General features: G+C 50.6%; 24 protein-coding genes. 12 read left to right on the plus strand and 12 right to left on the minus strand.

What is annotated here, in order from left to right; genetic code table 11:
• Positions 1-176: 176 nt before the first annotated feature.
• From lpdA to BZG72_RS05645, 5 genes are read left to right on the plus strand one after another with little or no spacing between them, the layout of a single operon-like run.
• Positions 177-2,312 (plus strand): dihydrolipoyl dehydrogenase, encoded by a 2,136-nt coding sequence (gene lpdA, locus BZG72_RS05625; protein WP_077666313.1) that lies wholly within the window; start codon positions 177-179, stop codon positions 2,310-2,312.
• 12 nt (positions 2,313-2,324) lie between these two features.
• Positions 2,325-3,479, plus strand: a complete 1,155-nt coding sequence (locus tag BZG72_RS05630) for an ABC transporter substrate-binding protein (RefSeq protein ID WP_077666314.1) — start codon at positions 2,325-2,327, stop codon at positions 3,477-3,479.
• 12 nt (positions 3,480-3,491) lie between these two features.
• Positions 3,492-5,201, plus strand: coding sequence for an ABC transporter permease (locus BZG72_RS05635; RefSeq protein ID WP_077666315.1), 1,710 nt, complete (start codon positions 3,492-3,494; stop codon positions 5,199-5,201).
• Positions 5,161-5,832 carry an ATP-binding cassette domain-containing protein gene (locus BZG72_RS05640; RefSeq protein WP_077666316.1) on the plus strand — a complete coding sequence of 224 codons (672 nt, stop codon included), beginning with the start codon at positions 5,161-5,163 and terminating at the stop codon, positions 5,830-5,832. Before BZG72_RS05635 ends, BZG72_RS05640 begins: the two co-directional genes overlap by 41 nt.
• Entirely contained in the window at positions 5,825-6,451 is a 627-nt protein-coding gene (locus BZG72_RS05645) for a CDP-alcohol phosphatidyltransferase family protein (protein WP_077666317.1), read from the plus strand. The genes BZG72_RS05640 and BZG72_RS05645 overlap by 8 nt, the downstream gene beginning before the upstream one ends.
• Before the next feature lies 1 nt (position 6,452).
• On the opposite strand, the gene punR is transcribed toward BZG72_RS05645, so the two are convergent.
• A complete protein-coding gene (gene punR / locus BZG72_RS05650) occupies positions 6,453-7,352 on the minus strand; it encodes a DNA-binding transcriptional activator PunR (RefSeq protein ID WP_046073314.1) in 900 nt (299 codons plus the stop codon).
• 106 nt (positions 7,353-7,458) lie between these two features.
• On the opposite strand from punR, the gene punC reads away from it, so the two are divergent.
• On the plus strand, positions 7,459-8,664 hold the full coding sequence (gene punC / locus BZG72_RS05655; protein ID WP_077666318.1) for a purine nucleoside transporter PunC: 1,206 nt from the start codon (positions 7,459-7,461) through the stop codon (positions 8,662-8,664).
• A gap of 60 nt (positions 8,665-8,724) precedes the next feature.
• Here the strand turns inward: punC and BZG72_RS05660 are convergent, their stop codons facing one another.
• The 5 genes from BZG72_RS05660 to BZG72_RS05680 form a co-directional block, all read right to left on the minus strand.
• Complete coding sequence (locus BZG72_RS05660) at positions 8,725-10,386, minus strand: acyl-CoA dehydrogenase family protein (RefSeq protein ID WP_077666319.1); 1,662 nt, start codon at positions 10,384-10,386, stop codon at positions 8,725-8,727.
• 75 nt (positions 10,387-10,461) lie between these two features.
• Positions 10,462-10,890: a VOC family protein gene (locus tag BZG72_RS05665; RefSeq protein WP_046073317.1), complete on the minus strand. Its 429-nt coding sequence runs from the start codon at positions 10,888-10,890 to the stop codon at positions 10,462-10,464.
• A 16-nt stretch (positions 10,891-10,906) separates the two neighbouring features.
• On the minus strand, positions 10,907-11,617 hold the full coding sequence (locus tag BZG72_RS05670) for a DUF4336 domain-containing protein (protein WP_077638456.1): 711 nt from the start codon (positions 11,615-11,617) through the stop codon (positions 10,907-10,909).
• 72 nt (positions 11,618-11,689) lie between these two features.
• The gene (locus BZG72_RS05675; RefSeq protein ID WP_077577859.1) at positions 11,690-11,983 is read right to left on the minus strand and encodes a hypothetical protein; all 294 of its coding nucleotides are present in this window, start codon (positions 11,981-11,983) and stop codon (positions 11,690-11,692) included.
• A gap of 12 nt (positions 11,984-11,995) precedes the next feature.
• The gene (locus tag BZG72_RS05680) at positions 11,996-12,544 is read right to left on the minus strand and encodes a lipocalin family protein (RefSeq protein WP_077666320.1); all 549 of its coding nucleotides are present in this window, start codon (positions 12,542-12,544) and stop codon (positions 11,996-11,998) included.
• Positions 12,545-12,771: 227 nt separating this feature from the next.
• Between BZG72_RS05680 and BZG72_RS05685 the strand changes: the two genes are divergently transcribed.
• Entirely contained in the window at positions 12,772-13,551 is a 780-nt protein-coding gene (locus tag BZG72_RS05685; protein WP_077577861.1) for a TerC family protein, read from the plus strand.
• Here the strand turns inward: BZG72_RS05685 and BZG72_RS05690 are convergent.
• Positions 13,548-13,874: a DUF4144 family protein gene (locus BZG72_RS05690; RefSeq protein ID WP_077666321.1), complete on the minus strand. Its 327-nt coding sequence runs from the start codon at positions 13,872-13,874 to the stop codon at positions 13,548-13,550. The two genes, BZG72_RS05685 and BZG72_RS05690, sit on opposite strands and share 4 nt — an antisense overlap.
• On the minus strand, positions 13,871-14,233 hold the full coding sequence (locus BZG72_RS05695) for a DOPA 4,5-dioxygenase family protein (RefSeq protein WP_077666322.1): 363 nt from the start codon (positions 14,231-14,233) through the stop codon (positions 13,871-13,873). The genes BZG72_RS05690 and BZG72_RS05695 overlap by 4 nt, the downstream gene beginning before the upstream one ends.
• A 168-nt stretch (positions 14,234-14,401) precedes the next feature.
• Between BZG72_RS05695 and BZG72_RS05700 the strand changes: the two genes are divergently transcribed.
• Complete coding sequence (locus tag BZG72_RS05700; RefSeq protein ID WP_046073324.1) at positions 14,402-14,875, plus strand: peroxiredoxin; 474 nt, start codon at positions 14,402-14,404, stop codon at positions 14,873-14,875.
• 40 nt (positions 14,876-14,915) lie between these two features.
• On the opposite strand, the gene BZG72_RS05705 is transcribed toward BZG72_RS05700, so the two are convergent.
• On the minus strand, positions 14,916-15,431 hold the full coding sequence (locus BZG72_RS05705; RefSeq protein WP_077666323.1) for a prolyl-tRNA synthetase associated domain-containing protein: 516 nt from the start codon (positions 15,429-15,431) through the stop codon (positions 14,916-14,918).
• A 279-nt stretch (positions 15,432-15,710) separates the two neighbouring features.
• Positions 15,711-16,613: a LysR substrate-binding domain-containing protein gene (locus tag BZG72_RS05710; RefSeq protein ID WP_197075722.1), complete on the minus strand. Its 903-nt coding sequence runs from the start codon at positions 16,611-16,613 to the stop codon at positions 15,711-15,713.
• A gap of 258 nt (positions 16,614-16,871) precedes the next feature.
• On the opposite strand from BZG72_RS05710, the gene BZG72_RS05715 reads away from it, so the two are divergent.
• Positions 16,872-18,887 carry a BCCT family transporter gene (locus tag BZG72_RS05715; protein ID WP_077666324.1) on the plus strand — a complete coding sequence of 672 codons (2,016 nt, stop codon included), beginning with the start codon at positions 16,872-16,874 and terminating at the stop codon, positions 18,885-18,887.
• A 43-nt stretch (positions 18,888-18,930) separates the two neighbouring features.
• Here BZG72_RS05715 and BZG72_RS05720 read toward each other — a convergent pair whose 3' ends face one another.
• Positions 18,931-19,506: a nucleoside deaminase gene (locus BZG72_RS05720; RefSeq protein WP_077666325.1), complete on the minus strand. Its 576-nt coding sequence runs from the start codon at positions 19,504-19,506 to the stop codon at positions 18,931-18,933.
• Between the two features lie 205 nt (positions 19,507-19,711).
• Between BZG72_RS05720 and BZG72_RS05725 the strand changes: the two genes are divergently transcribed.
• Complete coding sequence (locus BZG72_RS05725; RefSeq protein ID WP_077577869.1) at positions 19,712-20,833, plus strand: efflux RND transporter periplasmic adaptor subunit; 1,122 nt, start codon at positions 19,712-19,714, stop codon at positions 20,831-20,833.
• 10 nt (positions 20,834-20,843) lie between these two features.
• The gene (locus BZG72_RS05730; protein WP_077666326.1) at positions 20,844-23,936 is read left to right on the plus strand and encodes an efflux RND transporter permease subunit; all 3,093 of its coding nucleotides are present in this window, start codon (positions 20,844-20,846) and stop codon (positions 23,934-23,936) included.
• A gap of 81 nt (positions 23,937-24,017) precedes the next feature.
• On the opposite strand, the gene BZG72_RS05735 is transcribed toward BZG72_RS05730, so the two are convergent.
• Positions 24,018-24,911, minus strand: a complete 894-nt coding sequence (locus tag BZG72_RS05735) for a LysR family transcriptional regulator (protein WP_077666327.1) — start codon at positions 24,909-24,911, stop codon at positions 24,018-24,020.
• 90 nt (positions 24,912-25,001) lie between these two features.
• Between BZG72_RS05735 and BZG72_RS05740 the strand changes: the two genes are divergently transcribed.
• Positions 25,002-25,931: a DMT family transporter gene (locus tag BZG72_RS05740; protein ID WP_077666328.1), complete on the plus strand. Its 930-nt coding sequence runs from the start codon at positions 25,002-25,004 to the stop codon at positions 25,929-25,931.
• The last annotated feature ends 78 nt before the right edge of the window (positions 25,932-26,009 follow it).

Here is a 26,009-nt window from a genome sequence, read left to right on the forward strand (position 1 = left end):
GCGTCAACCACACTTTTTTTACACTCCATGTGAAAGTCTCCTGCGATCGATCAGGTCTGATTCAAGGTACGATTAAGAGCACAGTTTCTTAATGCAACAGAAAAATCAGCCAGTTAATTAATCTACAGCACCTAATGTTATAACTGGATCCTATTTGCTACCTGACGAGATACCGTATGCCAATAAAAAAGCTCTTACTTGGCTTTGCGATTGCTGCACTTATTACCCTCTGGTTTAGTTTTGATCTCAGCCAATGGCTGACACTTGAAAACGCCAAGGCGCAACAAGCGGCATTGAACGATTACATTATTGAAAATGCGACCACCGCGAGCTTGGTGTTTTTCGCCGGCTATGTGGTGATGACCGCCCTGTCGTTGCCGGGAGCGGCCGTAGCCAGTCTATTGGGCGCGGCACTCTTTGGCTTTTGGTGGGCATTGGTATTGGTCTCCTTTGCCAGCTCGATTGGCGCTACTCTCGCCTTCTTGGTCAGCCGTTTTATGCTGCGTGACTGGGTCCAAGCCAAATTTGGCAATAAGCTCGATACCATTAATCGTGGCATTGAGAAAGACGGCAGCTTGTATTTGTTGACCCTTCGCCTGATCCCTATTTTCCCGTTTTTTCTGATTAACTTGGTGATGGGGCTAACCTCGTTCAAAACCCGCACCTTCTATTGGGTCAGTCAGCTCGGTATGTTGCCGGGTACCGCAGTCTACGTGAATGCAGGGACCCAACTGGCCCAAATCGGTGCACTCGGCGATGTGGTGTCTCCCTCGGTGCTTGGCTCTCTCGCATTACTGGGTGTTTTCCCACTACTGGCAAAGTGGGTCATGGCTTGGATCACGCGTCGTAAACGCTATCAAGGTTGGAACAAGCCTCAACAGTTTGACCGCAATATGGTGGTGATCGGTGCCGGTGCAGGCGGCTTGGTATCGAGTTATATCGCTGCAGTGGTAAAAGCAAAAGTCACACTGGTTGAAAAAGGTTCGATGGGAGGTGACTGCCTAAACACCGGATGTGTTCCCTCAAAAGCGCTAATACGCGCGGCAAAAACCATGCGAGAAATTGGCAAGGCCAAAACGTTTGGCATTCATACCCAAACGCCAGCTGTTGATTTTTCGGCGGTGATGATACGGGTTAAACAAGTGATTACCCACATTGAGCCTCACGATTCGGTCGAGCGTTACACCAAACTCGGCGTGGAGTGTGTACAAGGCGAAGCGCACATCGTTTCGCCATGGGAAGTGGAGGTGAACGGCGAGCGACTGACCACTCGCAACATCGTAATTGCCACAGGCGCACGCCCCATGCTGCCCCCCATTCCTGGTTTGGCTGAGGTCACGCATTACACCTCAGATACAATTTGGTCCCTGAATGAACTACCGCCGCGGTTGTTGGTTTTGGGCGGGGGGCCCATTGGCGCAGAATTGGCACAAAGTTTTGCGTGTTTAGGCAGCCAGGTAACGCTCGCGGAAATGGCCGACCAACTTCTCAGCCGCGAAGATAAAGATGCCGCCCAATTGGTTGAACAGGCGTTAGAACGTGACGGCGTCACGGTTTTAACACAGCACAAAGTCAAAGCATTTGAACACAGTGATAATGAGCAAATCGCCTTACTCGATGGGCCTGACGGTGAGAAGTCTGTCTCATTTGATGCGGTGCTAGTCGCGTTAGGGCGCAGTGCAAACACCAAGGGATTTGGTCTCGAAAAGCTCGATATTCCCGTAACCGAGCGTGGCACTATCCAAGTCAACGAGTATCTGCAAACCGTCTATCCCAATATTTATGCGGTGGGTGACGTAGCGGGGCCGTTTCAGCTCACCCACGCCAGTGCCCACCAAGCGTGGTATGCCGCCGTGAATGCACTATTCGGTCAATTCAAACGCTTCCGAGCCGATTATTCAGTGATGCCGGCGGCGACTTACACCTCGCCAGAAGTCGCGCGCGTAGGTATCAATGAAAAAGAAGCCAAAGCCAATCAGCAAGAAGTGGAAGTGACCTATTACGGCATTGATGATCTGGATCGCGCGATTGCTGATGGCAATGATCATGGTTTTATTAAGGTGCTGACACCGAAAGGAAAAGATACCATTCTGGGAGTGACTATTGTTGGCGAGCATGCGGGCGAGTTGCTCGCAGAATTTACTCTCGCCATGCGGCACGGGTTAGGACTAAATAAAATTTTGGGCACCGTCCATCCGTATCCGACCATGAGTGAAGCGGTGAAGTATACCGCTGGGATGTGGAAACAAGCCCATGCACCCGAGAAGCTGCTTAACTGGGTCGAAAAGTATCATCGTTGGATGCGTCACTAATTGAAAAGGAAGATGACAATGAAACACTGGATAGCGGCGTTAACATTGGCAATTGCGAGTACTGCCAGTTTTACTGCCTCTGCAAGCGAGGAAAACAACAGTTGGGAAAGAATTGAGCAACAAGCCAAAGGTCAAACTGTTTACTTTAACGCATGGGGCGGCAATCAAGAGATCAATGCTTACCTGCGCTGGGCAAGCCGCGAGTTACAACGCGATTACGGTGTCACACTTAAACATGTCAAAGTGGCGGATATCGCTGAAACCGTCAATCGCCTGCTTGCCGAAAAGACCGCCGGTAAGGATAACGGCGGCAGTGTCGATATGGTTTGGATTAACGGCGAAAACTTCAAATCGATGAAGGAAAATGATTTGCTGTACGGCCCTTTTGTCAGCACGCTCCCCAATTGGCAAATTGTCGATAAAAGCTTACCGGTTGAAGAAGACTTCACTGAGCCAACAGACGGCCTCGAAGCGCCTTGGGGGGTGGGACAGCTGGTGTTTATCCATGATCAGAAAACCTTGGCTAATCCGCCTCGATCATTTGCCGAGCTGCTAGATCTAGCTAAAGCCTTCCCTGGCCGTATCAGCTATCCCAAACCCCCTGAGTTCCACGGCACCAGTTTTCTGAAAGCGACGCTGCTTGAGCTGACAGGTTCGCCCGAAGCCCTGTACCTGCCGGTTGATGAGGTGGATTTTGACACCGTGACCGCCCCATTGTGGCGCTATCTCGACCAACTGCACCAAGTCGCTTGGCGCGAAGGCGCGCAGTTCCCATCGGGTAGTGCTGAAACTATCCAACTGTTGGACGATGGGGAGCTTCTCGTCGCGATAGCGTTTAACCCCAATGCAGCAAAAGCGGCGGTGGCCTCTGGAAAACTTGCCCCATCAGCGCGTGCGTTTGCCTTTGACCAAGGCGCGCTGTCTAACATTCACTTTATGGCGATTCCATACAACGCTAATGCCAAAGCCGGCGCCATGGTCGCCATCAACTTCTTAATGAGCGAAAAGGCACAGCTGCGCAAAGCCGATACCCAAGTATGGGGCGATCCACCCGTGGTGAAGCTGCCTGACACCGCCGAAGTCAGCCGCTTTAACACCCAACCCGAGCCACACCCAAGCTGGCAAACCGCGCTTGAGCGCGCTTGGCTGAAACGCTACGGCCAATAGAAAGAGGTTGATATGGCACGTTTGCTGTTTGCCATTACCCTAACAGTGTGCTGCCTCCCCTTGTTGCCAGGGGTGGGCGGCTTATTCGCGACCGCCTTTGCATTCTTACCCACACTAGGGCTGACAGAGGCTAATTTTAGCGGCTGGCAAGCTGTCATGGCATGGCCGGGGCTATCACAATCTATTCAGCTAACGCTCATCTCGGGGTTAGGCAGTAGCCTGCTCGCGGTAGCACTTAGCTTTATGATTTTACAGACTACTTGGCACACGCCTATTTGGCAAACGATCAGTGCACGCTTGCCTGCGCTACTGGCATTACCACACGTCGCGTTTGCGATTGGTCTGGTTTTGCTGCTATCCCCGTCGGGTTGGCTGTTTCGCCTATTAAGTCCCCTTCTCGGCGATCAACCCGTGACTTGGGCACTGGTACAAGACCCTTATGTTATTGGGCTCACCTTGGCGCTGACGCTAAAAGAAACCCCGTTCTTACTATTGATGAGTCTATCGGTGCTGCGTCAAATTGATGTGTCTAGACTGACGATGGTATCAACCAGCCTCGGGTATAACCGCACCGCAACCTGGTTAAAAGTCATTCTTCCGCTTTGGCTGGCCAAAATGCGTTTCCCGATTTTTGCCGTCATCGCCTACAGTCTTTCAGTGGTTGATGTGGCGATGATCCTTGGGCCGAATACGCCGCCCACCTATGCGGTATTGGTATGGCAGTGGTTTAATGACCCTGATTTAGCGCTATTGCCTAGAGCCTCAGCCGGTGCCTTGCTGTTGTTTGCTCTGTGTGGCTTGGCCTTATTGCTATTTCGCTTTTTGGCGTGGCTTGGTTGCCAATGTCTCAATCGCTGGCAATACACGGGGCGCCGCCACGCATGGTTACCCGGCAAATCACTCTGGTGGCCGGTGTTTATCACTCCCCTTGCAATTATGCCTGTGTTGCTGATGTGGTCATTCGCGCTGCGCTGGTCATTTCCCGATTGGCTACCCAGCCGATATAGCTTACGGTTTTGGGAGCAAGAGCTTAGCTATGTGTGGTCATTGGCGGGGAACAGTATTGTTCTGGCGGTGATCAGCGCCAGTGTCGCCTTGCTATTTGCTATCGGATGTCTGGAACGTTCGGTCAATCAGCAACGCTCAGTGCCGAGAGCGGTCATCGCTATTCCATTATTGGTTCCTCAACTCTCTATCTTGTTCGGTATTCAGGTGGCGGTGTATAGCCTTCCCGGCCAGTGGCACGTGCCGGCAACCCTTTGGGCTCACATTTTTTTCGCGTTTCCTTACGTGTACCTCGCACTCGATGGGCCGTGGCAGCAATTTGATATGCGTCTTATGCAAACCGCCAGAAGCCTCGGTGTCAGCGCCACGCTTGCATGGTGGCGAGTGAAACTGCCACTCCTTTTGCCCGCCATTATCTTGGCATGGGCGGTCGGCGCAAGCGTTAGCTTAGCGCAGTACCTACCCACACAATTGCTGGGCGCGGGACGCATTAATACCCTGACCACAGAGGCGGTTAGCTTATCGAGCGGCCTTGATCGCCGTATCAGTGGCCTGTATGGGCTGATGCAAGCGATGCTTCCACTTGTCGTTTTCGCCTTAGCCACTGTGCTGAGCCGCATCGCTGAACGTCGCCTTTTACCTAAATCAACACCAACTTATTCAGGAGCTCAACACCATGACACTGTGTGTCAACCAACTCACCATAAACGCGCCTGATCAATGTTTGGTGCGTGAGCTGTCATTTTCGGTCGCTCCGGGAGAAATACTCACCGTGATGGGGCCTAGTGGCTGCGGAAAATCGAGTCTGCTGAGTGTATTGGCGGGGCACATCCAACCGCCCATGCATTACAGCGGTCAGCTGACGTTAAATGGTAAGCCCTTTGATCACTTACCGCCGGAGCAGCGCCGTATTGGGATTTTGTTTCAAGATGATTTACTCTTCCCGCATTTAAATGTGTGGCAAAACTTGGCGTTTGCGTTGCCATCCTCGATGAATAAAGCACAAAAACGCGATCAAGCTATCGCAACATTAGGATCAGTCAATTTGGCGGAGTTTTCCGATTATGCCCCCAGCCAGCTTTCGGGCGGACAGCGTGCGCGAATCAGTGTGTTGCGTGCATTACTCGCCGCGCCCGATACCATCTTGCTTGATGAACCCTTTAGTAAGCTGGATAAGCCGCTGCGACGGGATTTTCGGGCCTTTGTGTTTGAGCAAATCGCGCAGCGCAACATTCCTGCGTTGATTGTGACGCATGATGCCGAGGATATTGCGGATCAGAGCCGCTGTTTAAATTGGCCGGCTCGCCCGACTGACCCCGCACCGCACGAGGAGATGCAGAATGCTTGATCGTTACGCCATCGCGATAATCCGCTGGCCATTGAAGCAGGCAGCGGTGCAGCTTACAAAATGGAGGGTAAAACCCGATACCGTCACGCTCTCAGGCTTTTTGATTGGCTTGCTGGCCGTGCCCGCTCTCGCGCTACAAATGTATTGGCTGGCGCTTGTGTTTATTATCATCAACCGACTTTTTGATGGCCTTGATGGTGCGCTCGCCCGCGAGCAAGGGCTCACGGACGCGGGGGGCTTTTTAGATATTACCCTCGATTTTATCTTCTACGCGGCCATTCCTTTTGGCTTTGCGCTAGCCGATCCGGCCAATAACGCCATCGCCGCCAGTTTTTTGCTGTTTTGCTTTATGGGGACTGGCGCAAGTTTTTTAGCGTTTGCAATTATGGCCAGCAAACACCAGATTGATAACCCGGTTTACGCCAATAAGTCGATGTATTACATCGGCGGGATCACCGAAGGAACGGAGACCATCGCGAGTTTTGTGTTAATGTGCCTTTTCCCAACATACATGGCGTGGATTGCCGGCATCTTTGGCGCAGCCTGTTTAATTACGGCAGCAACACGAGTCTGGGCGGGGTACCAAACGTTGCGTACGCTCGATACGCCCTCCTCCTAGCTTATAGCCACTGGTGCTGCAGCTGCTCTTTATCGCCTAAGTAATCGAGCAGCCAGCGCACCGGTGGTGATTCTTTATCCGAGCGCCATGCAATGCAGCACGGACTGCTTAATAGCGGCTCTTCAAGCGCAAGCTCCACCAGCTCTCCTCTCGCAATCGCATCTTCTGCCATGTGTGAAGGCATCACACCAATGCCTAACCCTGCCTTAAAACATTGCATGGCACTGTGCCAATTCGGTACCGTGAGGCGGCGCTGATTATCCAATAGCCAAGTGGTACGGCGCGGTAAACGGCGCGAAGTGTCTTCCAAACAGATAGCCGGATACGGCGCGAGCTGATCATTAGCCAGTGGCTGGGCACACTGGACGAGTGGATGCGAGGGGCTCACCACAAACCGCCAACGCAGGGTGCCCATTTCCCGATAGCGAAACGCGCCGCTCACTGGCACGGCAGCCGTGGCACCAATCGCAATATCGGCTCTATCATCCGCCAACGCATCCCATACGCCGTTAAACACTTCCATGGTTAGTAACAGCTCGACATCAGGAAACGCATCGTAGAAATCCCGCACCAGCGTATTGACGCTATCTTCGCGCACGACGTTGTCCAGCGCTAACGCGACACTTTGTGTCCAACCATTGGCCACACGTTGTGTTTGCTGGCGAATAGTTTCCATGTTCTTAATCATCTCACGCGATTGAGAGACAAAAAACTCCCCCGCCGCCGTCAACCGAACCTGACGATGAAGCCGCTCAAACAGGGTAACCGCCAGTTTGTCTTCAATCTGGCGCACCGTGTAGCTCACCGCACTCGGTACTTTGTGCAACTCGTCGGCCGCCGCGGAAAAGCTTCCTCGCCGTGCGACCACGTCTATCACTTGAAAATCTTGGTAAGAAAACATTCAAATCAATTTTTTTGAAAGCAATGTTCAAATCATAGCGTTTCACAGCATAGATTGTTAGTCATAAACTGCTTGTTACACTATTATTTACATCAAGAGATAAAAAATGAACAAACAAGTGCCGTTTATCACTCTGTTCTGGCTAGCAGGGCTAAGTATGCTGGGCTTTTTAGCCACTGATATGTATCTGCCCGCTTTTGAAGCCATGCAAGTCGATTTTGCTACATCGTCCGCAAATATTGGGTTGACCTTAAGTATATTTTTGCTTGGTATGGCTTGCGGTCAACTGGTTTATGGTCCGCTGTCCGACCGCGTTGGCCGTAAGCCTGCGCTATTGATCGGCTTGCTTCTTTATATTGTCGCAACTGTCGTATGCCTTTTCGCGAGTAATATTTATCTGCTACTCGGTGCACGTCTTGTTCAAGCATTGGGCGCATGTAGCGCGATTGTGATTTGGCAAGCGGTGGTCATTGATCGCTATGAGGGTAAACTAGGTCAGAAAGTGTTCGCCACTATCATGCCATTAGTTGCCTTATCTCCAGCTCTAGCACCATTATTAGGTGCCTACTTACTCCAGCATTTTGATTGGCGCAGTATTTTTGTGGTTTTATTTGTACTAGGACTTGTTTTCGTTGCTCTTACTCTACGTGAAAAAGAAAGCTTAGCTAAGCCAGTACAAGACACTAAAATTATTGATAAACTTAAAAGTGACTACCAACAAGTTTTTAAATCAAAAAAATTCATCGGTAATATGCTCATTTTCGCGGGTTGTTCCGCTGCATTTTTTGCCTATCTGACAGGGTCACCGTTCGTGATGTCCGCCATGGGTTATACCGAAGCGGATATTGGTCTGAGCTATATTCCACAAACCATTGCTTTTGTCGTCGGTGGTTATGCCTGTCGTCATGCCCTCAACAAGCTTAAAGATCACAGTATCTTACCTTGGCTGCTTAAGCTGTTTGTCATCAGTGTCGTGGTTATCTTTTTGATCAGCTGGCGCACCGACGTCACCAACATCTGGGCAATTTTAGGTCCGTTTTGTTTCCTCGCAGCAGCGAACGGTGCCATCTACCCACTGGTCGTCAATCGCGCCTTGGAAGATTTCAAATCCTGTAGCGCGACCGCTGCGGGGCTGTTGAACTTCTTACAAATGATGGTCTGCTTCGTGGCGAGCGCCGTGGTGTCTGCGTTTGCAGCCTCCGGCTTGATCGCCGTCACCACGGTGATGCTGTCAACCTGTGCGGTGGTGATTATTGGCTTTGGCTTGGTCTGGCATGCAAACCGTCAAGCGCAAACGCTAGCAGCCGCGTAAGGCAACGGGGTTTAGAGACTAAAAAGGCGTCTTTCCAGACGCCTTTAAGTGGCCTCTTGCTTATCCGCTGGACTGCGGCATCGCGCGAGAGATGATCGCTGTCATATCAATGTGCGAAGGGAGCGTACCATATTGATGATATTCTGAGGTTTCGACACGCGCTTGCACGAAGGACTCGGCAATGTCTGGTTCTCCATAACGCAACAGTGTCGCAGCTTGCCACAGTATCGCCATTTTCTCTATCACTTGGCGAGCACGATAAGCTAACATCTCAGCATTACCTAGGTGTCGTTCCAGCAGATCTACCGCTCTATCAAAAGCGTCATTCGCCCCTGTCGCACAGCGTAATTCTGCAATGAAGACCGATACAGTATCCGGCTCTCGAGTCAGCACTCGGAGTAAATCCAAACATTGCACATTACCCGATCCTTCCCAAATGGCGTTAACAGGTGCCTCACGATAAAGCCGACTGGCGACATTTTCGTTTACATAACCCACCCCACCCAAGCACTCCATCGCTTCATAGGTATGTTGTACTGCGCGCTTACAAATCCAATATTTACCAATAGCCGTGCCAATCCTAACCAAGGCGGCTTCATGTGGGTTATCCAGTTGTTCAAGCGCCCGAGCCAATCGCATGGAGATCGCGAGCGCGGCTTCTGACTCTAAGGCCAGATCAGCCAAAACATTTTGCATTAATGGCTGATGGTGCAAAGGTTTACCAAATACCTCACGACCTGCAGTATGCCAAACGGCCTCTTTGGTGGCTTGTGCCATAAGAGCGCTAGAGCCTATCATGCAGTCATAGCGCGTTAATGCCACCATTTGAATAATGGTTTTAATCCCCTTTCCTGGCTCACCTAACAGCCACCCCTGCGCATCACGAAACTCAATTTCCGAACTGGCATTTGATTGGTTTCCTAGCTTGTCTTTCAGACGCTGAATTTGAATCGGGTTTTTACTCCCGTCTTCTCGCCAACGTGGAACCAGGAAGCAGGACAAACCGTGGTCAGTTTGTGCGAGAACAAGAAAGGCATCACTCATGGGTGCTGAACAAAACCATTTATGCCCCACCAGTGAATAACGTTTACCTCCTCCGGGCGCTTCACAAGGCGTTGCATAGGTTGTATTAGCCCGCACATCCGATCCTCCTTGCTTTTCGGTCATTGCCATTCCGATAGTGACACCCGCTTTCTCAAACCAAGGAATGTTACGTCCATCGTAGCGACCACTCACGATTTTAGGCAGCCATTTTTCTGCGATATCTGCTTGAGCTTGTAATGCGGGTACGCTGGCAAATGTCATGGTGAGCGGACAGCCAGAGCCCGGATCCGCATGGGTGTGAAGAAATGCCATGGCAGCACGAACCACATGACGCCCCGAGGCTTTTTCACACCAAGGCATGGCGCAATGGCCATGCTCGATAGCATGTGCCATGAGCTGATGATACGCCGGATGATAATCAACCTGATCAATTCGATAGCCAAAGCGGTCAACAGGCCGGAAAGTGGGCAGAAACTGATTCGCATCCATACCCGCCTCTAACAGGTCGCCGCCGATACGGCCACCAAACGAGGTTAAACGGTCTTCACCCCATTGCCCGCCAAATTGCGCGACCCAATACTGTAAAATACGGTCCGCAGTGAAGGCATTATAATTTTCCAACGGCTTTGGTTGATTAAAAACAACATGTGTATCCGATTGATGGTTTTTGCTTTCCATTGCTTGTTGCGCTCTCCATGTCTTTATCGAAAGTCATCATGTAAGTAGACGACGCGTTCACCTTTATGACTGTCACTAGTCCAAGACAAGGCTGCCGTTATCATCAAACTGCCAACAATCGCCATAAGCGACTTCCCAAAGGTAGTTATCCGGATCGGCAAAGTAGCCGCTGTAGCCTCCCCAAAAAACGTCTTGTGCGGGTTTAACAATACGACCGCCACATCGCTCTGCCAACGCCAACACCTCATCCACTTCCTCTTTGGACCGCGTATTATGCGCCAACGTAATGCCACCAAAACCCGTCTCCGCCACAGCTGTGCCAGGTTTAATGTCATCAGCCAAGGCATCAATGGGGTACAGCGCCAAGCGTGTGCCTGCCGTACTAAAAAACACAATCCCCTCTTCGGGATGACTATGCGTGGGGAATCCCAACTGGCGATAGAAATCATAAGAGTGAGAGAGATCTGCAACCCCCAATGTGATGATACTAATTCGTGCTTCCATACCGTTGCTCCTTGGTTTAATCCGTTGGGGCGGTCAGTTTGTCTTTCCCTAACCATGAAAAAGCGCGCAATAAATGGGGCACCGCCTCATCAATGATTTCGCCATGTGCCATGACAAGACGCTGTGGTGCCCAATGAATCAAGGTGCGAATGTGTGTTGCTAATTCGTCTTTGTGAAACCAAAAGCTTAATCGCCAATCAAGTGGTGTCTTACCATTGGGGGCTGTCACACCTGACCACTCGGCAATTTTGCGTTTAAAAGGTGAAAATGCCTCTGGACGAAAATTTTCGATAAGATCAGTGACAATCAGCGTTTGGCTTTGCCGATGAAAAAACACGCATTCTGTCATCACTGGAGACCCTGTAACCAAACACTGGGCAATATCATCTTGCCAAGCGGGCTCAAGCAGATCTTCAAAATGATAATCAAATCGTAAATCTTTTCGCTTTTTCGCCACTTGTTGGGTGCCAATAAGTTGCGCCTCGGGAAAGGCCTCAACCCATTCGGCTAAGTAGAGGTGGTGCAACTGGTTAGGGGCGATTAAATAGCGAACGGCCCCTAACGACGCCAGTTCACTGCGCAGTGCGCCAGTGAGCTTTATCGGGCTGTGAATCCATAGGGACTGATCGGCAAGCCTCACCACCACCATACGTGTGGTGTAGGGCAGCGTGAAAAAGGGAACAGCCTCGCCATCAGCTATCCAAATTGACGTATCGAGTTGATACACAGCACTCTCCTCATGACCGACTTTACACTGTAGCGTGTCAGCCAACCGGTAAGTGTGCGAATAATCACAGCCTTACAGAGTGCCTAACTGGACATGGCGCGTAATGTTTTTCAGTGTGACCCCTGCAGCTGCAAGGCGAGATTGCATATCATCCAGTGCGCGCTGGTAGTCATCACTCTGCTCAAAGCTAGCTAGCGTTTGCCTGTCTTTAAACATCAGCCGCACGGTTAAGCTTTGTGGAAAGCGTTGATAATTCACCTCATGCGTGAGCCATTCAAACCCCTCGACCTTTTCCATTGTCAACTCACAGACGTCAGTCAGTGCTTCTCGAATCGCTTTGTCATACTTCTTGTCTGTTTTTCGCATGATGCTTCTCTTCTACTGCTGGGTTTTCTTGTGTTTGGGGTCCGTGCGGCTGTGCTCGACAAAAATCAGCTCTTCGGTGGCAAAGCCTCGCTGTTTCGCCGCTGCAATAAACTGCTCCTTCACGGACTCCGAGACAGTTGGCGTGCGCGATAACAGCCATAGGTAATCGTGGTCAGGACCCGAAATAAAGGCATATTGGTAATCATCATACAAATCAAACACCACATAGGAGCCATAGAAAGGCCCAAAGAATGAAACCTTCAGGTACCCCGTCTTATCGTTTTCAACGAAGTACGCCTTGCCTTCTGCCTCTTGCCATTGACCCTCTTCACGGCTGTAGCCACGATTAATCACTTTGACGCCGCCGTCTTCACGTAAGCTGTATGTTGCGGTGACATCCGATAAACCCCGCTCAAAAGAGTGATCCAGTCGCGCGACTTCATACCAAGTGCCTAAATAGCGGTTCAGCTCAAAGTCGTTGACGGGAGTGACTTGTTTCGGCATGCCTAAGCATCCGGACAATATTAAGGACAATAACCCAATTATCCAGCCTCTTTTCATTGTTATTCCCTCTTTAAATCCAACATGATGAGTTTTACTCAGCAACAGGTTTGATCAATTACATGCTTTGTCAATTTTTGGTCAACTCGCTGTTTGTCTGCTTGCCAAGGTGTCAAGTGAGTGCTTTTATAAGCGCTCTTTAGTCACAGAGGTAATCAAAAATCCATGGACAGCGACCGATGTCGTGTTATGCCCTCCCCCGCTTCCTTTAATGAGGAGGCAATCGTATGTTAACACTCTTTATGGAACCCCAAACTTGGGTGGTCTTTTTTACCCTTCTGACCCTTGAAGTGGTGTTGGGTGTCGATAACTTAGTCTTTATTTCCGTATTGTGTGAGCGTCTCCCCAAAGAGAAACGCCGCTTCGCGCGTACCTTGGGTATTGGTCTTGCCGTGATCAGCCGGATTGGCTTGTTGCTCTCCATCGCTTGGGTCATGTCGTTGACCGCGCCACTGTTTACGATTGGTACGGAACCGGTTACCGGTAAAGACCTTATCATGCTGTTTGGTGGTGGCTTTTTGCTGCTAAAAAGTACCAAAGAGCTGTGGGCATGGTTGGGCCATGGCGAACCCATTACCCACTCGACACAAGTGCGCACCGGTATGGCAGTGATTTTGCTGCAAATCGTTGCGGTAGATGCGGTATTTTCAATGGACTCAGTGATCACTGCGGTGGGTCTTACCCAAGATGTGCCCGTGATGGTCGCCGCCATTATTACCGCCGCCATCATTATGATGATCGCGGCAGAACCCGTAAATAATCTGGTCAGCCGTTATCCTGGGTTTAAAACCTTGGCCTTGCTGTTCTTAGTGCTACTCGGCGTGCTGCTGATGGCCGAAGGTGCTGGCATTCATATCAACAAAGGCTACGTGTATGTTGCGATGGCATTTGGTTTGATACTTGAGCTTTGCCACATTCGATTGCGCCACAAGCAGCGCTTGAACATCAAGCGTATTGGTCCGCACTTTTCGTTAAAAGTGTCACGTCGCATTGCTGACAGCCGTTAATTCTCAGGGACCGTCGCCACATTCTTGATGGCGGCGGCCCTATCTTTGAATTGAATTTTTCCCACACAGCATTGACCCAATTGCGCATAATGCGCTTGGACATGTGCCACGAGCTGCTCAAGTGGCATGATTTGCCCACTCGGCTGCCAGTGCTGACCGCCGTCTTGGCTCAACCAGCATACGCCTTGGCTATCCACCAGCCGGTCGTCTTCTGTGATCACGTTTTCGCACAGCGCCTCAAGGGACGCCAGATCGGATGCAAACGAGAGTTCGTCATCGCCATGCCAAATCAGGAGCGCCGGATAGTCAAGAAACGTATTCATTGCTTGGGCTTAAACATGGCCAGATTGAGTTCAACAGGCGAACCCATCCAACCGACATGGTCAGTATGATCTATGTAGTCATCGCCCGTCACGCCATGCAAGAACACGGTTAAATCGCCCCGGTGCGTCTCAAGCCATGTCATCACCTCATCGAACGCGGCTTTGTCAAAAGCGATCTGAAAACTCCACTTTGGGTGTGGGCCAACGCATTTGCGATGAAAGCGGCCAAGGTCGATAGGCAGTGACGATGCAGCGGCTGCTTGATAGATAATATCCGCCTGCGCTTCGGTGTCAGCCTCATAGTAGACATGGGCGTGGTAAGCCTGATGGACATTGGGAAAAGAGTAAGAAGATGACATAAACGCAATGTAAATTAACAGAATGAAGTGAACGATAGTTTACTCTAAGCACACAATGATAAACAGACGATACCGATAAAGAGACTCGGATGGGGACGAATATGTTTGCTTATGAATACGCATGTTATGCTGAGAATGAACAATCATACAACGATTAAAGGAGTCATCATGATTCAGCAAGGACAACCTTTACCTAGCGCGACGCTCAGTGAACTCACCGAAGATGGCATGCAAACCCACGACATTCCTGCCCTTTTCGCCAACAAGAAGGTTGTGCTGTTCGCAGTGCCGGGTGCCTTTACCCCAACCTGTTCAGAATCGCACTTACCGGGCTTTGTGGTGAAGGCGGATGAGATTAAAGCAAAAGGCGTCGATATGATTGCTTGCGTCTCCGTCAACGATGCCTTTGTGATGCAGGCGTGGGGCGAAGCACAAAACGCCAATCAGATTCATATGCTGGCCGACGGCGATGGCAGTTTTACCCAAGCGCTGGGCCTGGAAATGGACTCAGGGAAGTTTGGGGGTATTCGCTCACAGCGTTATGCGATGGTGATTGATAATGGCATCGTCACGCATTTGAACGTTGAAGCGCCAAAAAGCTTTGAAGTCTCCAGTGCCGAGGCGATTCTCGCCCTGCTGTAGCAGTTAGTTAGCGATGGCTGCCAACAGCCATCGCTATCGTTTAAGCGACATGCTCCACCGTTTGATAGTCTCGGCCTATAGCGCTTAACCAGCGGGCGAGATCTTGGGTGGCAATAACCCAAGTTTGATCGTGACAAAAAGGCTGGCATTCCACCGCTTGGACTTGCCATATCGCATTCGCGATCACCAAACTGACCCGATGCTCAGGATCGTTCATTACATCAAATACCGATACGGCGCCTGATTGTGCCTGTAAATAGGTTTCAAGTTGCTGCAACGACGCAAACGATAGGCGAGACGTGCCCAAGGCTTCACTCAATCCGGCTAAATTGACGGTGGCTTTGCCCGGTAACACCACCAAGAAAAACTGTTTTCCTTTTCTGTCTTTCAACAGCAAATTCTTGGTCGGATTTGCATCAGTATGCAAACCGAGCGCGTCTGCTTGTTCACACGTATAGACAGGCTGATGGCGGTATATATTTACTGAAATACCGTGCGCATTGAGGCTTTGAAACAGCGCAGCCTGTTGACTAGATAGCGGAGGATTACCCGTCATAACGCTCCTGTTTGAAAATAATGTTGACGAAGTTTTTCGATCTCGCCGCGTTCCGCAGCGGACGCTATTTGAGCGGCTCAGAGGTTGCCGACCAAACTTGAAAAGAAAGCATGGTCAGCCAAACGATGGTTAGCCTTCGTACCCAGTTGGTCATTAAGCAGCATTTCACGTTGGTTGCTTCGCAAGAAGTATAACCGAATGTATTGTCATGTCAGCGCAGTAAAGCGTCCATGTTTGCGATACGTCATACCCTCAAACATCAAACCGAGACACGCTCTTCTATTTATTGACGAGCGCATCTTGATGTGGTTTGAAAATGACACTGTCACGCAACTGTTGTATGAGTGCAATCGCAGCCCCCGATAAGTCACCTTGACGCTGATGCAACGTAATTTCAGTATTGGGGAGTTTCGGTAACCCTTCCTCTTCACCAAGTACTCTAAGCCCTTCCCCCATCATCGATGGCGTTAACACCGTAATCGCTAGCCCTGCACGAACGGCTGACGAAAGCCCTGACAAACTTGCACTCGAATACGCAATTCGATGGGTAATACCGGCTGATGTTAAGGCCGCCAGTGCACGCTCTCGGAAAATACACACCCCTTGCTTAGACAGCGCCAAAGGTAGAGGTTGGCGCTGATGCGTATCGTGCCCCACACCCGTGACCCACGTCATCGGCTCGGCGCGCAATACTTCGCCACCCGGGCTGTTAGGCTGACGCGTCGTTATCGCGATATCTAGCGCACCGGCTTTTACTTCTTGTACCAGTTCGACACTCAAACCACAGCTCACCTCAAGCTCTACTCCTGGGTAACGAGCCTCAAACATAGAGAGCGCCTCAGGAAGATAGATTAAGTAATCATCAGGGATCCCTAAACGAACGACGCCGTCTAGCCGTTGGTCGGTCATCTCTTGCCAAGCGAGTGCATTTTGCCTAAGTAGCTGTCTGGCATGCGCCAATAACCGCTCACCTGCAGGAGTAGGCAGTACAGCAGTCTGCCCTCGTTGCAGCAACGGTTTTTCAAATAGTGCCTCGAGCCGTTTCATATGTGCACTCACGGTAGATTGCGCAAGGTATAAGCTCTCTCCAGCTCGGGTAAAGCTACCCTTTTCTACCACGGCGACAAAGGTTTTAAGAACCACGAGATCGAGCTCTCGCACGGCGCCTGACTCACGCATCATGATTTGTGATGACCCTATTATAAAAATTCGTTTTCATGATTGTAGCGTTTTCGCCAAAGTACACCAACACATTCACTGAAACAGAGATAAGGAGAGACGCGATGAATCAGAAAAAATCGCCTCAATATCAGTCATCTCGAGATTCGTTTCCCGCACTGTATATGCCTGCGATGCCACCAATGGCTTGGATTAACGGTCGCTCGAAAAAAAGAACACGTTAACCCGACAATTTCTCACTCACAGGCAAATAAACTCATTATGCGTCACGAACACTCATCAATAAGCGCGGGCATTAACCCGCCGGTATTTTATCCTGCCGCCGCTTTAATCGCGGCTTTTGTTATTTTTACCATTAGCGTGCCAGATACCGCCGGCGCGCTATTTGGTAGCGCGCAAGCTTGGATCATCGACACCTTTGGTTGGTTTTACTTACTCGCGATGGGGCTATACCTTGGCCTGGCCTTGATTTTTGCACTGAGCCGCTATGGCCAATTTAAGCTGGGCCCGGATCACAGTGAGCCCGAGTTCAGCTACCACTCATGGTTTGCGATGCTTTTTTCTGCTGGCATGGGGATCGGGTTAATTTTTTACGGGGTCGCCGAACCAGTATTTCACTATGCGACCCCAGTAGTTGGCGAAGGCAATACCGCAGAAGCGGCTAAAGCAGCAATGCGCATGACCTTTTTCCATTGGGGGTTACATGCATGGGGCGTTTATGCCATTGTCGCCCTTGCCCTCGCCTATTTTAGTTTTCGCCATCGTTTACCACTTCGCATTAGCTCAGCGCTTTATCCTCTAATTGGTAAACGTATTCATGGCCCAATTGGTTATACCGTCGACGTATTTGCTGTTTTTGGCACCATGTTTGGTATTGCTACCTCTTTGGGCTTGGGCGTGATGCAGATAAACGCAGGCTTGAACTATTTATTTGATATTCCGACAACAACCAGCGTGCAGTTAATACTGATTGCTTGTGTGACGGGACTCGCCACCATCTCAGTCGTACTAGGGCTCGATGGAGGCATCCGTCGATTGTCTGATTTAAATCTCTGGCTAGCGATTGCCTTACTGCTCTTTGTCGTGGCGGTAGGTCCTACCCTCTTTATTTTCGAAACATTGGGGCAAAATATTGGCACCTATTTGTCATCAATGGTTGATATGACATTTAATGCCTACGCCTATACGGGTGATGAAAGTACAGATGGTTTTTTAGGGGGATGGACACTCTTTTACTGGGCGTGGTTTGTCGCTTGGTCACCGTTTGTAGGGATGTTTATCGCAAGGATATCTCGCGGCCGGACGATCCGCGAGTTCATTCTTGGCGTCATTTTTGTCCCTGTCGGTGTCACCTTTATTTGGCTAACTGTGTTTGGCGATACCGCGCTACACGGTATTCTTACCAACACCATGCCAAACTTGGTAGACCAAGTATTTGCCAACAGTTCAACATCGTTATTCCACTTTTTGGATAGTTTCCCGTTGGCAGGTGTCTCCTCCGTGATTGCAACTTTATTGGTGATCACCTTTTTTGTCACCTCATCCGATTCGGGCTCATTAGTGATCGATACCTTAACGTCCAAGGATGATGGCGAGTCGCCGGTAAAATTGCGTATTTTCTGGGCGCTTGCCGAAGGTTTAGTCGCCTCAGCGTTGGTCGTGGCTGGCGGTAGCAATGTCCTATCTGCACTGCAAGCAGCCTCTCTGACTTCGGCACTGCCTTTTGCGGTCATTTTACTCGCGGTTGGCTTTGGTTTGCTTAAAGCGTTAAAAATGGAGGCTCTCAAACGCGATAGTCTCCAACATCTGGCGACGATACCGGGCAATGTGACGCGCCATAGTCCACATTACGCAGAAAACTGGCAAAATCGCCTACAAACCTTAGTGGCTTCACCTGAGTGGCAGGAAATCGCTGTAATGTTGGATAAAACCATTGAGCCCGCGATGCGTGCGGTCGCCGAAGAGCTTGAGAAGCAGGCGCTGGATGTCAGTATCAACCGCGAACACGATCGCTGCTATCTGCGAGTTCACCACGGCAATGACCCTGATTTTATTTACGGAGTACGAGCCCGTGCCTATGCCAGCCACACGTTTAACCTAAAAACCTTAGCGGATAATGAGACATTGGATACGCCACACCATTATCGTGCAGAGGTATTCTTACGGGAAGGCGGGCAGCAATACAATATTGCGGGCTACAATCAAGCGCAAGTGATTGAAGATATGCTGGATCACTACGAAAAGCATCTGCACTTTCTTCACGTGATCAATAGCTAAATCTTATTTTGTCGAGTAACTAGCGCCGCCTTTGCGCGGCGCTTCATCCTTGTCGAGCGTTTACGGCACTCACACCTTGCCAATCTTCCAACTCTTGTTCGGGGTGCTCGGCTCTAAATTGCTGATACAGCGCAATGCCCTGTGGATCTTCCAGCACATCAACCATCACCCCTTTCTCTTGCAGCACCGTCTCGTTACCGCTCGCACTGGTGATATCCCCGACCACCACTCGAGAGAAACCGCGCATGGCGATCAATGCCGCGCACACATCGCATGGGCTTAAACTGGTAAACAAAGTTGTTTGGCTGAAGTCGATTCGCCCGGCATCACGTATCGCGGCCGTTTCACCGTGGTTGTAGGGATGATTTTCTTGCACCAAGGTGTTGTGTCCTTTGCCCACTATATGACGTGTTTCATTGTCAATAATCACCGCGCCGATGGGGCATCCTCCTTCCTCAGCGCTTTTTTGGGCTAGCAGCACCGCAATGCGCATCAAGTCCGCATCTGTTAGTTTTTGGCTGAAGCTGTTATCCACCAGCACCGGCAAACTGCGCGTTGGCATATGCGCCACGGCACGCAGCGCCGCTTCGTTCACCGTACTGTTTGCATTTAATAGCATCCGCTCTCTCCTTATTCCATCTTACAGATAACGTTAAGCTGCGTCATACCACAAGATCATCAATTTACTCGCAATTAATGAACCAAACAGTGATAAGGTTTGTATTGGTCAATTCAGTATTTGTTATTGGTTTAATCGACCTTTTGCGCCTTCGTCTGTACTTGTTAGCCAAGGGTGGTGATAGCAACTCTGTTCAGGGATTTTTATGATAAAACGTTTGATTATTATGTTAGTCGCATGTGGTCTCCTTTTTGGGGGAATTTTTGCTTACAAAGCGGTAGGCAACCATTTTATGAACCAATTCTTTGACAACATGCCTGCCCCCACGGTCACCGTGACGGCCACCACAGTCTCAACCCACCCTTGGCGTGAACAACAGACCACTATTGGCAGTTTTGCGGCCATTAATGAAACCCAGCTAACCACCGAGGCAAGCGGCATTGTCAACGATATTATGTTCGATAACGCGACATCGGTGAAAAAGGGACAATTGCTCCTCACGCTAGATGCCAGCGTTGATGAGGCAGAATTGCGTCGGCTCGAGTCCGTGGCAGAACTGGCACAACTTGAACTGCGGCGTTATCAGCGGCTATTTAGAGATAAAAACATCTCCGAGTCAGAGCTAAAGCGCAAAGAAAGCGAAGCCAAACAAGCGATTGCCGCTGTCGACAGCCAAAAAGCGCGCATTGAGCAAAAGTCATTAACCGCGCCTTTCGACGGCATCATTGGCATCCGAGAAGTCAGTCTTGGCCAATTAATGTCCCCGGGGACAGCGGTTGCGACACTCACGTCAGTGACCCCGATTCACCTCAACTTTACCTTGCCGGAACAGCAACTCAGCACGTTGAAAAATGGTCAAACCGTTTCTGCCACGATTAGCGCACAGCCTGACGAGGTCTTTGCCGGCACAGTGACTGCAATTTCGCCGGTTGTGACGCCGTCGAGTCGCAGTGTCGATATTCAAGCCACCTTTGACAACCCAGATGCCGTTTTACGGTCAGGTATGTTCGCACGCGTGAGCCTTGATCAAGGTGAAGAAACGCAAAATGTCTTGCTGGCACCACAAAGCGCAATTCAATTTAATCCGTATGGCAACGCAGTCTTCGTGATCCAAGAGCAAGACGATGCATTGACGGTACAACAGCGCTTTGTGCAAACGGGCGCGCGCCGCGGTGACATGATTGTGATTAAAGACGGCCTTCAACCCGGTGACCGTATCGTTACCTCCGGCCTCCTCAAGCTCCGTAACGGCAGCAACATCAAGATCAGTGACAATGAGCGTGTTCAGCCGAGCGAAGATCTTGATCCCAACGTTGTGAATCAATAGGAGCGATTCGATGCGATTTACCGACGTCTTTATCAAGAAACCCGTCTTGGCCTCCGTGGTGAGCCTATTCATTATCTTGCTCGGCTTACGCGCCATCACCGACATGAATGTGCGTCAATTCCCCGAGATCAAAAATGCAGTGGTCAGTGTCTCTACCACTTATATCGGTGCAGATGCCGACCTGATTCAAGGCTTTATCACTACGCCGCTGGAGCGTGAAATCGCTGCCTCAGAAGGGATTGATTACTTAGTCTCCACCTCAACCGCTGGTGTGAGCACCATCGAAGCCTATTTACGCCTTGATTACGATCCGAATGAAGCACTCACGCAGATTGCCGCACAGGTGAATAAGGTGCGCTCAGAGCTCCCTGATGATGCCCGTGAGCCCGTCGTCACCCTGCAGGTGGGGGAAACGGTCGCAGCGATGTACCTCGCGTTTTATTCTGACGTCCTCACTGATAATCAAATTACCGATTACTTGGTCCGGGTGGTCGAGCCACAACTGTCGACGATTCCCGGCGTGCAGCGTGCTGATGTGTTGGGTGCCAGTAGTTTTGCCATGCGAATCTGGCTCGACTCGGTCAAAATGGCCGCGTACGATCTCACCGGTACGGATGTGATTGCCGCCCTGCGCAGCAATAATGTGCTTGCGACGCTAGGGCGCACCAAAGGCCAAGACGTAGCGATTGATTTAAACGCCGCCACCGACATTCATGACGTGAAACAATTTGAAGATCTGGTGATCAGCAGTGATGGCCAATCTGTTGTGCGTTTGAGTGATGTGGCGACCGTTGAGCTCGGCGCGGAAAGTTACCAAACATCGGTCAACTTTAACGGGCTCGATGCCACCTTTATCGGCATCGAAGTCTCGCCAGATGCCAATGCGCTGGATGTGATTGAGGCGGTGAATCAGGTATGGGATGCCGACATTACCACCCAGTTGCCTCAAGGGTTGTCGGCGTATATCGCCTATGATTCAACCGAGTATATTGATAATGCCATTGATGAAGTAGTGATATCGATTATTCTCGCCTTAGCCATCGTAGTCTTTGTGATTTATGGCTTTTTGGGGTCGTTACGCTCGGTGGTCATTCCTGCGGTCGCGATCCCCGTATCGCTCATCGGCACCTTCTTTTTAATGTGGCTGTTAGGATTTTCCATCAACCTACTGACACTGCTTGCCATGGTGCTGGCGATTGGTGTGGTGGTTGATGATGCGATTATCATGCTTGAAAACGTGCACCGCCATATCGAAGAAGGTAAAAGCCGAACACAAGCCGCACTGGAAGGCGCGCGCGAGCTGGCGTGGCCGATTATCACCATGTCGACTACCTTGGTCGCGGTGTTCCTGCCCATCGGCTTTGTCGGTGGCTTAACCGGGGTGTTGTTTGTTGAATTTGCCTTTACCCTCGCCGCGTCGGTGATCTTATCCGGCGTGGTGGCACTCACGCTCTCGCCCATGATGTGTGCCTATGTGCTCAAGCCCTATCAAGCGGATAAAGCGACCCAAGAGCGCTCCCTTGAGCATTGGCTGGATAAGCAGTTTGACCGATTGCATCATCGCTACCAACGCACACTCCATAGCTTGTTGAATACCAATGCGGTGATCCTCACGTTTGGCGCGATTGTTTTAGTGTCTTGCTATTTTTTGTTTATCACCAGTCCTTCTGAGCTTGAGCCCGCTGAAGACCAAGGGTTTGTGTTCTCCATACTCGAAGCCGACAGCCAAACCACGCTGGATGCGTTGTCTGCCAGTACCGATGAATTAAACCGACTGATTGACGATGTACCAGAAATCGACAACGTCTTTATTATCAATGGCTCTGGCGGCACCAATAACGCAATAGCCGGTATTGTACTTGCGCCATGGGATGAGCGAGAGCGCAGTACCCAAGCGATTTTGGAAAACGAGATTCAACCCTTTATGGACAGCCAACCGAGCTTAAGCAGCTTTGCCTTGGTGCCCCCTTCACTGCCGTCTCCGGGCGGCGGCACACCGGTTGAATTTATTATCGGCTCAACACAACCCTTTGAGGCGATTAATGAAGTGGCGAACAATATTGTGGGCAAAGCGATGCAGACTGGGCGGTTTATCTTTGTCGATACCGATCTGAGCATTGACCGCCCCAAACAAACGGTCAAGATCGACCGTGAAAAGGCGGCTTTGATGGGCGTCGATATGCAACAGCTCGCCGCGGATATGGGCTCATTGTTATCCGGGGCGGACGCGGGACGCTTTTCACTGGAAAACCGCTCTTATCGAGTGATCCCCCAAGTGGCGCGTAATGAACGCCTCACGCCAGAACAATTGCGCCAGTTTTATACCCGCAACCAAGACGGTGAATTGGTTCAGCTGTCAACGTTAGTGACCTTAGAGGAAAGTGTGCAACCTCAAGCATTACGCGGTTTTCAGCAGCTGAATGCGGTGAAAATTTCCGGTGTACCGCGCCCTGGTGTGCCTTTGGGGGAAGCGCTGGGTGTGCTCGAAGAGATTGCGGCAACAGAATTGCCAGCAGGCTTTAGTGTCGATTATGCCGGACAGTCACGCCAGTTTATGAGCGAAGGCCAGCAACTGGTCGTGACCTTCTTCTTTGCTTTAATCGTGATTTTCTTGATCTTAGCGGCGCAGTTTGAGTCGTTTAAAAACGCGATCATTATTTTGGTCACCGTGCCAATGAGTGTCTGTGGCGCGCTGATATTTATCAGCCTAGGGTTTACTACCTTGAACATTTACACTCAAGTTGGCTTGCTCACTCTCGTTGGTCTGATTGCTAAACACGGTATATTGATCGTCGAGTTCGCCAATCAGCTCCAACAAGAAGGACGGACCAAACGTGAGGCGATTGAAGAAGCGACCGCCATCCGTTTACGCCCTATCTTGATGACCACGGCAGCGACAGTGCTCGCCATGATCCCGCTTTTGATTGCCTCTGGAGCCGGTGCTGGCGCCCGTTTTGCCATGGGGCTAGTGATTGCCAGTGGGATGACACTGGGCACCTTGTTCACCCTGTTCGTGGTACCTGCGATGTATCTGTTCTTAGCCAAAACCATCACGCCGGCATCCACCGAGTTGTCGCCAGCGCACACGCATCATAGCGATTAATCGAAAAATCGTACCCATTGGGGCCACTGCAACGTGGCCCCTTTAGTCTCGGGAAACAACCCTTTTATATCCGGTTACGCGCTAAGAGGACATAAAACGCGCGAGGACGAATTCCACCAGCAATCGAACACGCAAAGGCACTTGTTCTCGGTCTCGATAGAGTAAAAATAGCGTGCGCGCTCGACTGCACCATTGCGGTAACACGCGCTGTAATTCACCCTTTTCTATCAAAGGTAGCGCAGAATAATCAGGAATATAGCCGATGCCAAATCCAGCCTGCACGGCATGGGTTAGCATCTGAATTTCATCCACTTCTGCACGTATACCCGTGGTGGCTTGATAATCAAACGCCTCCCCCGTTTGATGGTGTGTGAGTTCCCAAACCGTCATTGGATGACAAATCACCACCGGTTTACCACTCAGATCATTAGGAGAGCGCACATCGTGGTAGTCACTGTCGGGACTGGCGCACAAAATGAAGTGAATATCGGTGAGCGGCCGTGCAATCCAATTTTCGACCACGGGGTTCCCGACTCGAAACACCACATCCATGCCTTCCGCTTCAATGTCTATCAAACTATTAGAAAAATTAATATCCAGTTGAATCTCTGGATACTCACGCATAAAGTCGAAAAAGACGCAGCGTAAAAACTGCTTACCGGCATTGATGGGTGCGCTGATACGAATTTTGCCTTGGGGGTGATGTTTCTCGCTCACCAAATCATCGCTCAGTGTCTGCAACTCATCGAATAATCCTGCGGCACGTTCAAAATAGCGATGGCCAATTTGGGTCAGAGAGATACGATGTGCATCGCGATTGAGTAAACGCAGGGCAAGATCCTGCTCAAGCTGGCGAATTCGACGGCTTAGGGTGGATTGCGGCATGGCAAGCTGCTGCGCCGCGGCTTTAAAACTCCCCAACTGCGCCACAGTACAAAAACAGCGCAAATCGTCTAAGGAATAGTTAGGTTTCATATTTGGAATCTACCGTTCTGATATTGCCGGTTTATTCATATTTTGAAACTTATACACTAGCGCCCATCACTCAACAAGTCAGGTCTTGCTATGACAACTACTGCTTCACTGTGGAAAGCCGTTGCCCTTCTCATTTTATGTGCCTTTTTTTGGGGTAGCACTTTTCCTATTGGTAAAGATGCGCTGAATGAAGTGAATGCGCTCACCTTGGTCTTTTGGCGCTTTGCCGTCGCCGCGATTTGTCTAGGCTTTTATCTCAAGCTCACCCGTACCCGCGTTCCCACACTCAGCGCCAAGCAGTGGCTGTGGGCAACCACCGTCAGCGCTGTGGGGATTGGCGGCCTTAATCTCTGTTTGTTCACCGGACTCGAGTATACCCAAGCGACCAATGGGTCATTAATCATGGCGCTCAGCCCGTTGGTGACTTCACTTATCGCCTGTATCGCGATTCGTGCATTGCCGCGGAAAGGACAAGTTTTCAGCTTGGTGGTGAGTTTATCGGGCGTGCTCGTGGTGATCACCAATGGGCAGTGGCAGATGCTCAGCCAATTAAACTTTAACCAAGGTGATCAGATGATTTTCACTGGCATGTTTGCATGGAGTGCGTACACCTTCTTCAGCCAAGGCATTGGCCGCTGGATGCCGGTGATCCCCTACACGTTTTTAGGTATGCTCAGTGGTGCGACTGTGATTGGCATCATGTGTGCACTTACCCCAAACGTTCATCCGTTTGGCGAAGTGCTCGCAGCCACCCCATTAGCCGTCTCCGAACTCCTTTATATCGGTGTGCTGGGTACCGTCGCCGGTTACTTACTCTGGCTCAACGGCGTGCGCCATCTCGGCTCTGCCAATGCAGCACTCTTTTTTAACTTTGTGCCCGTGTTCGCGGTACTCACCGCGTTTTTGATGGGACAAGCCGTGAGCCAACTTCAGGTGATGGGCATTGTCATTGTAATCGCAGGGCTGTTGCTGCCACGCCTTCCTCACCCACGCCAATGGCGCGTTGCACGCTCTGCTTAGCGGTGTCGCTATTATGCCTCTGAGTGCATCATGAGTCGCGCGCGGTGACTCGTTTTCATCGCGCGCGACTCATGCCTC

The sequence above is a fragment of the Salinivibrio sp. PR6 genome, assembly GCF_001995955.1.
Lineage (GTDB): Bacteria > Pseudomonadota > Gammaproteobacteria > Enterobacterales > Vibrionaceae > Salinivibrio > Salinivibrio siamensis.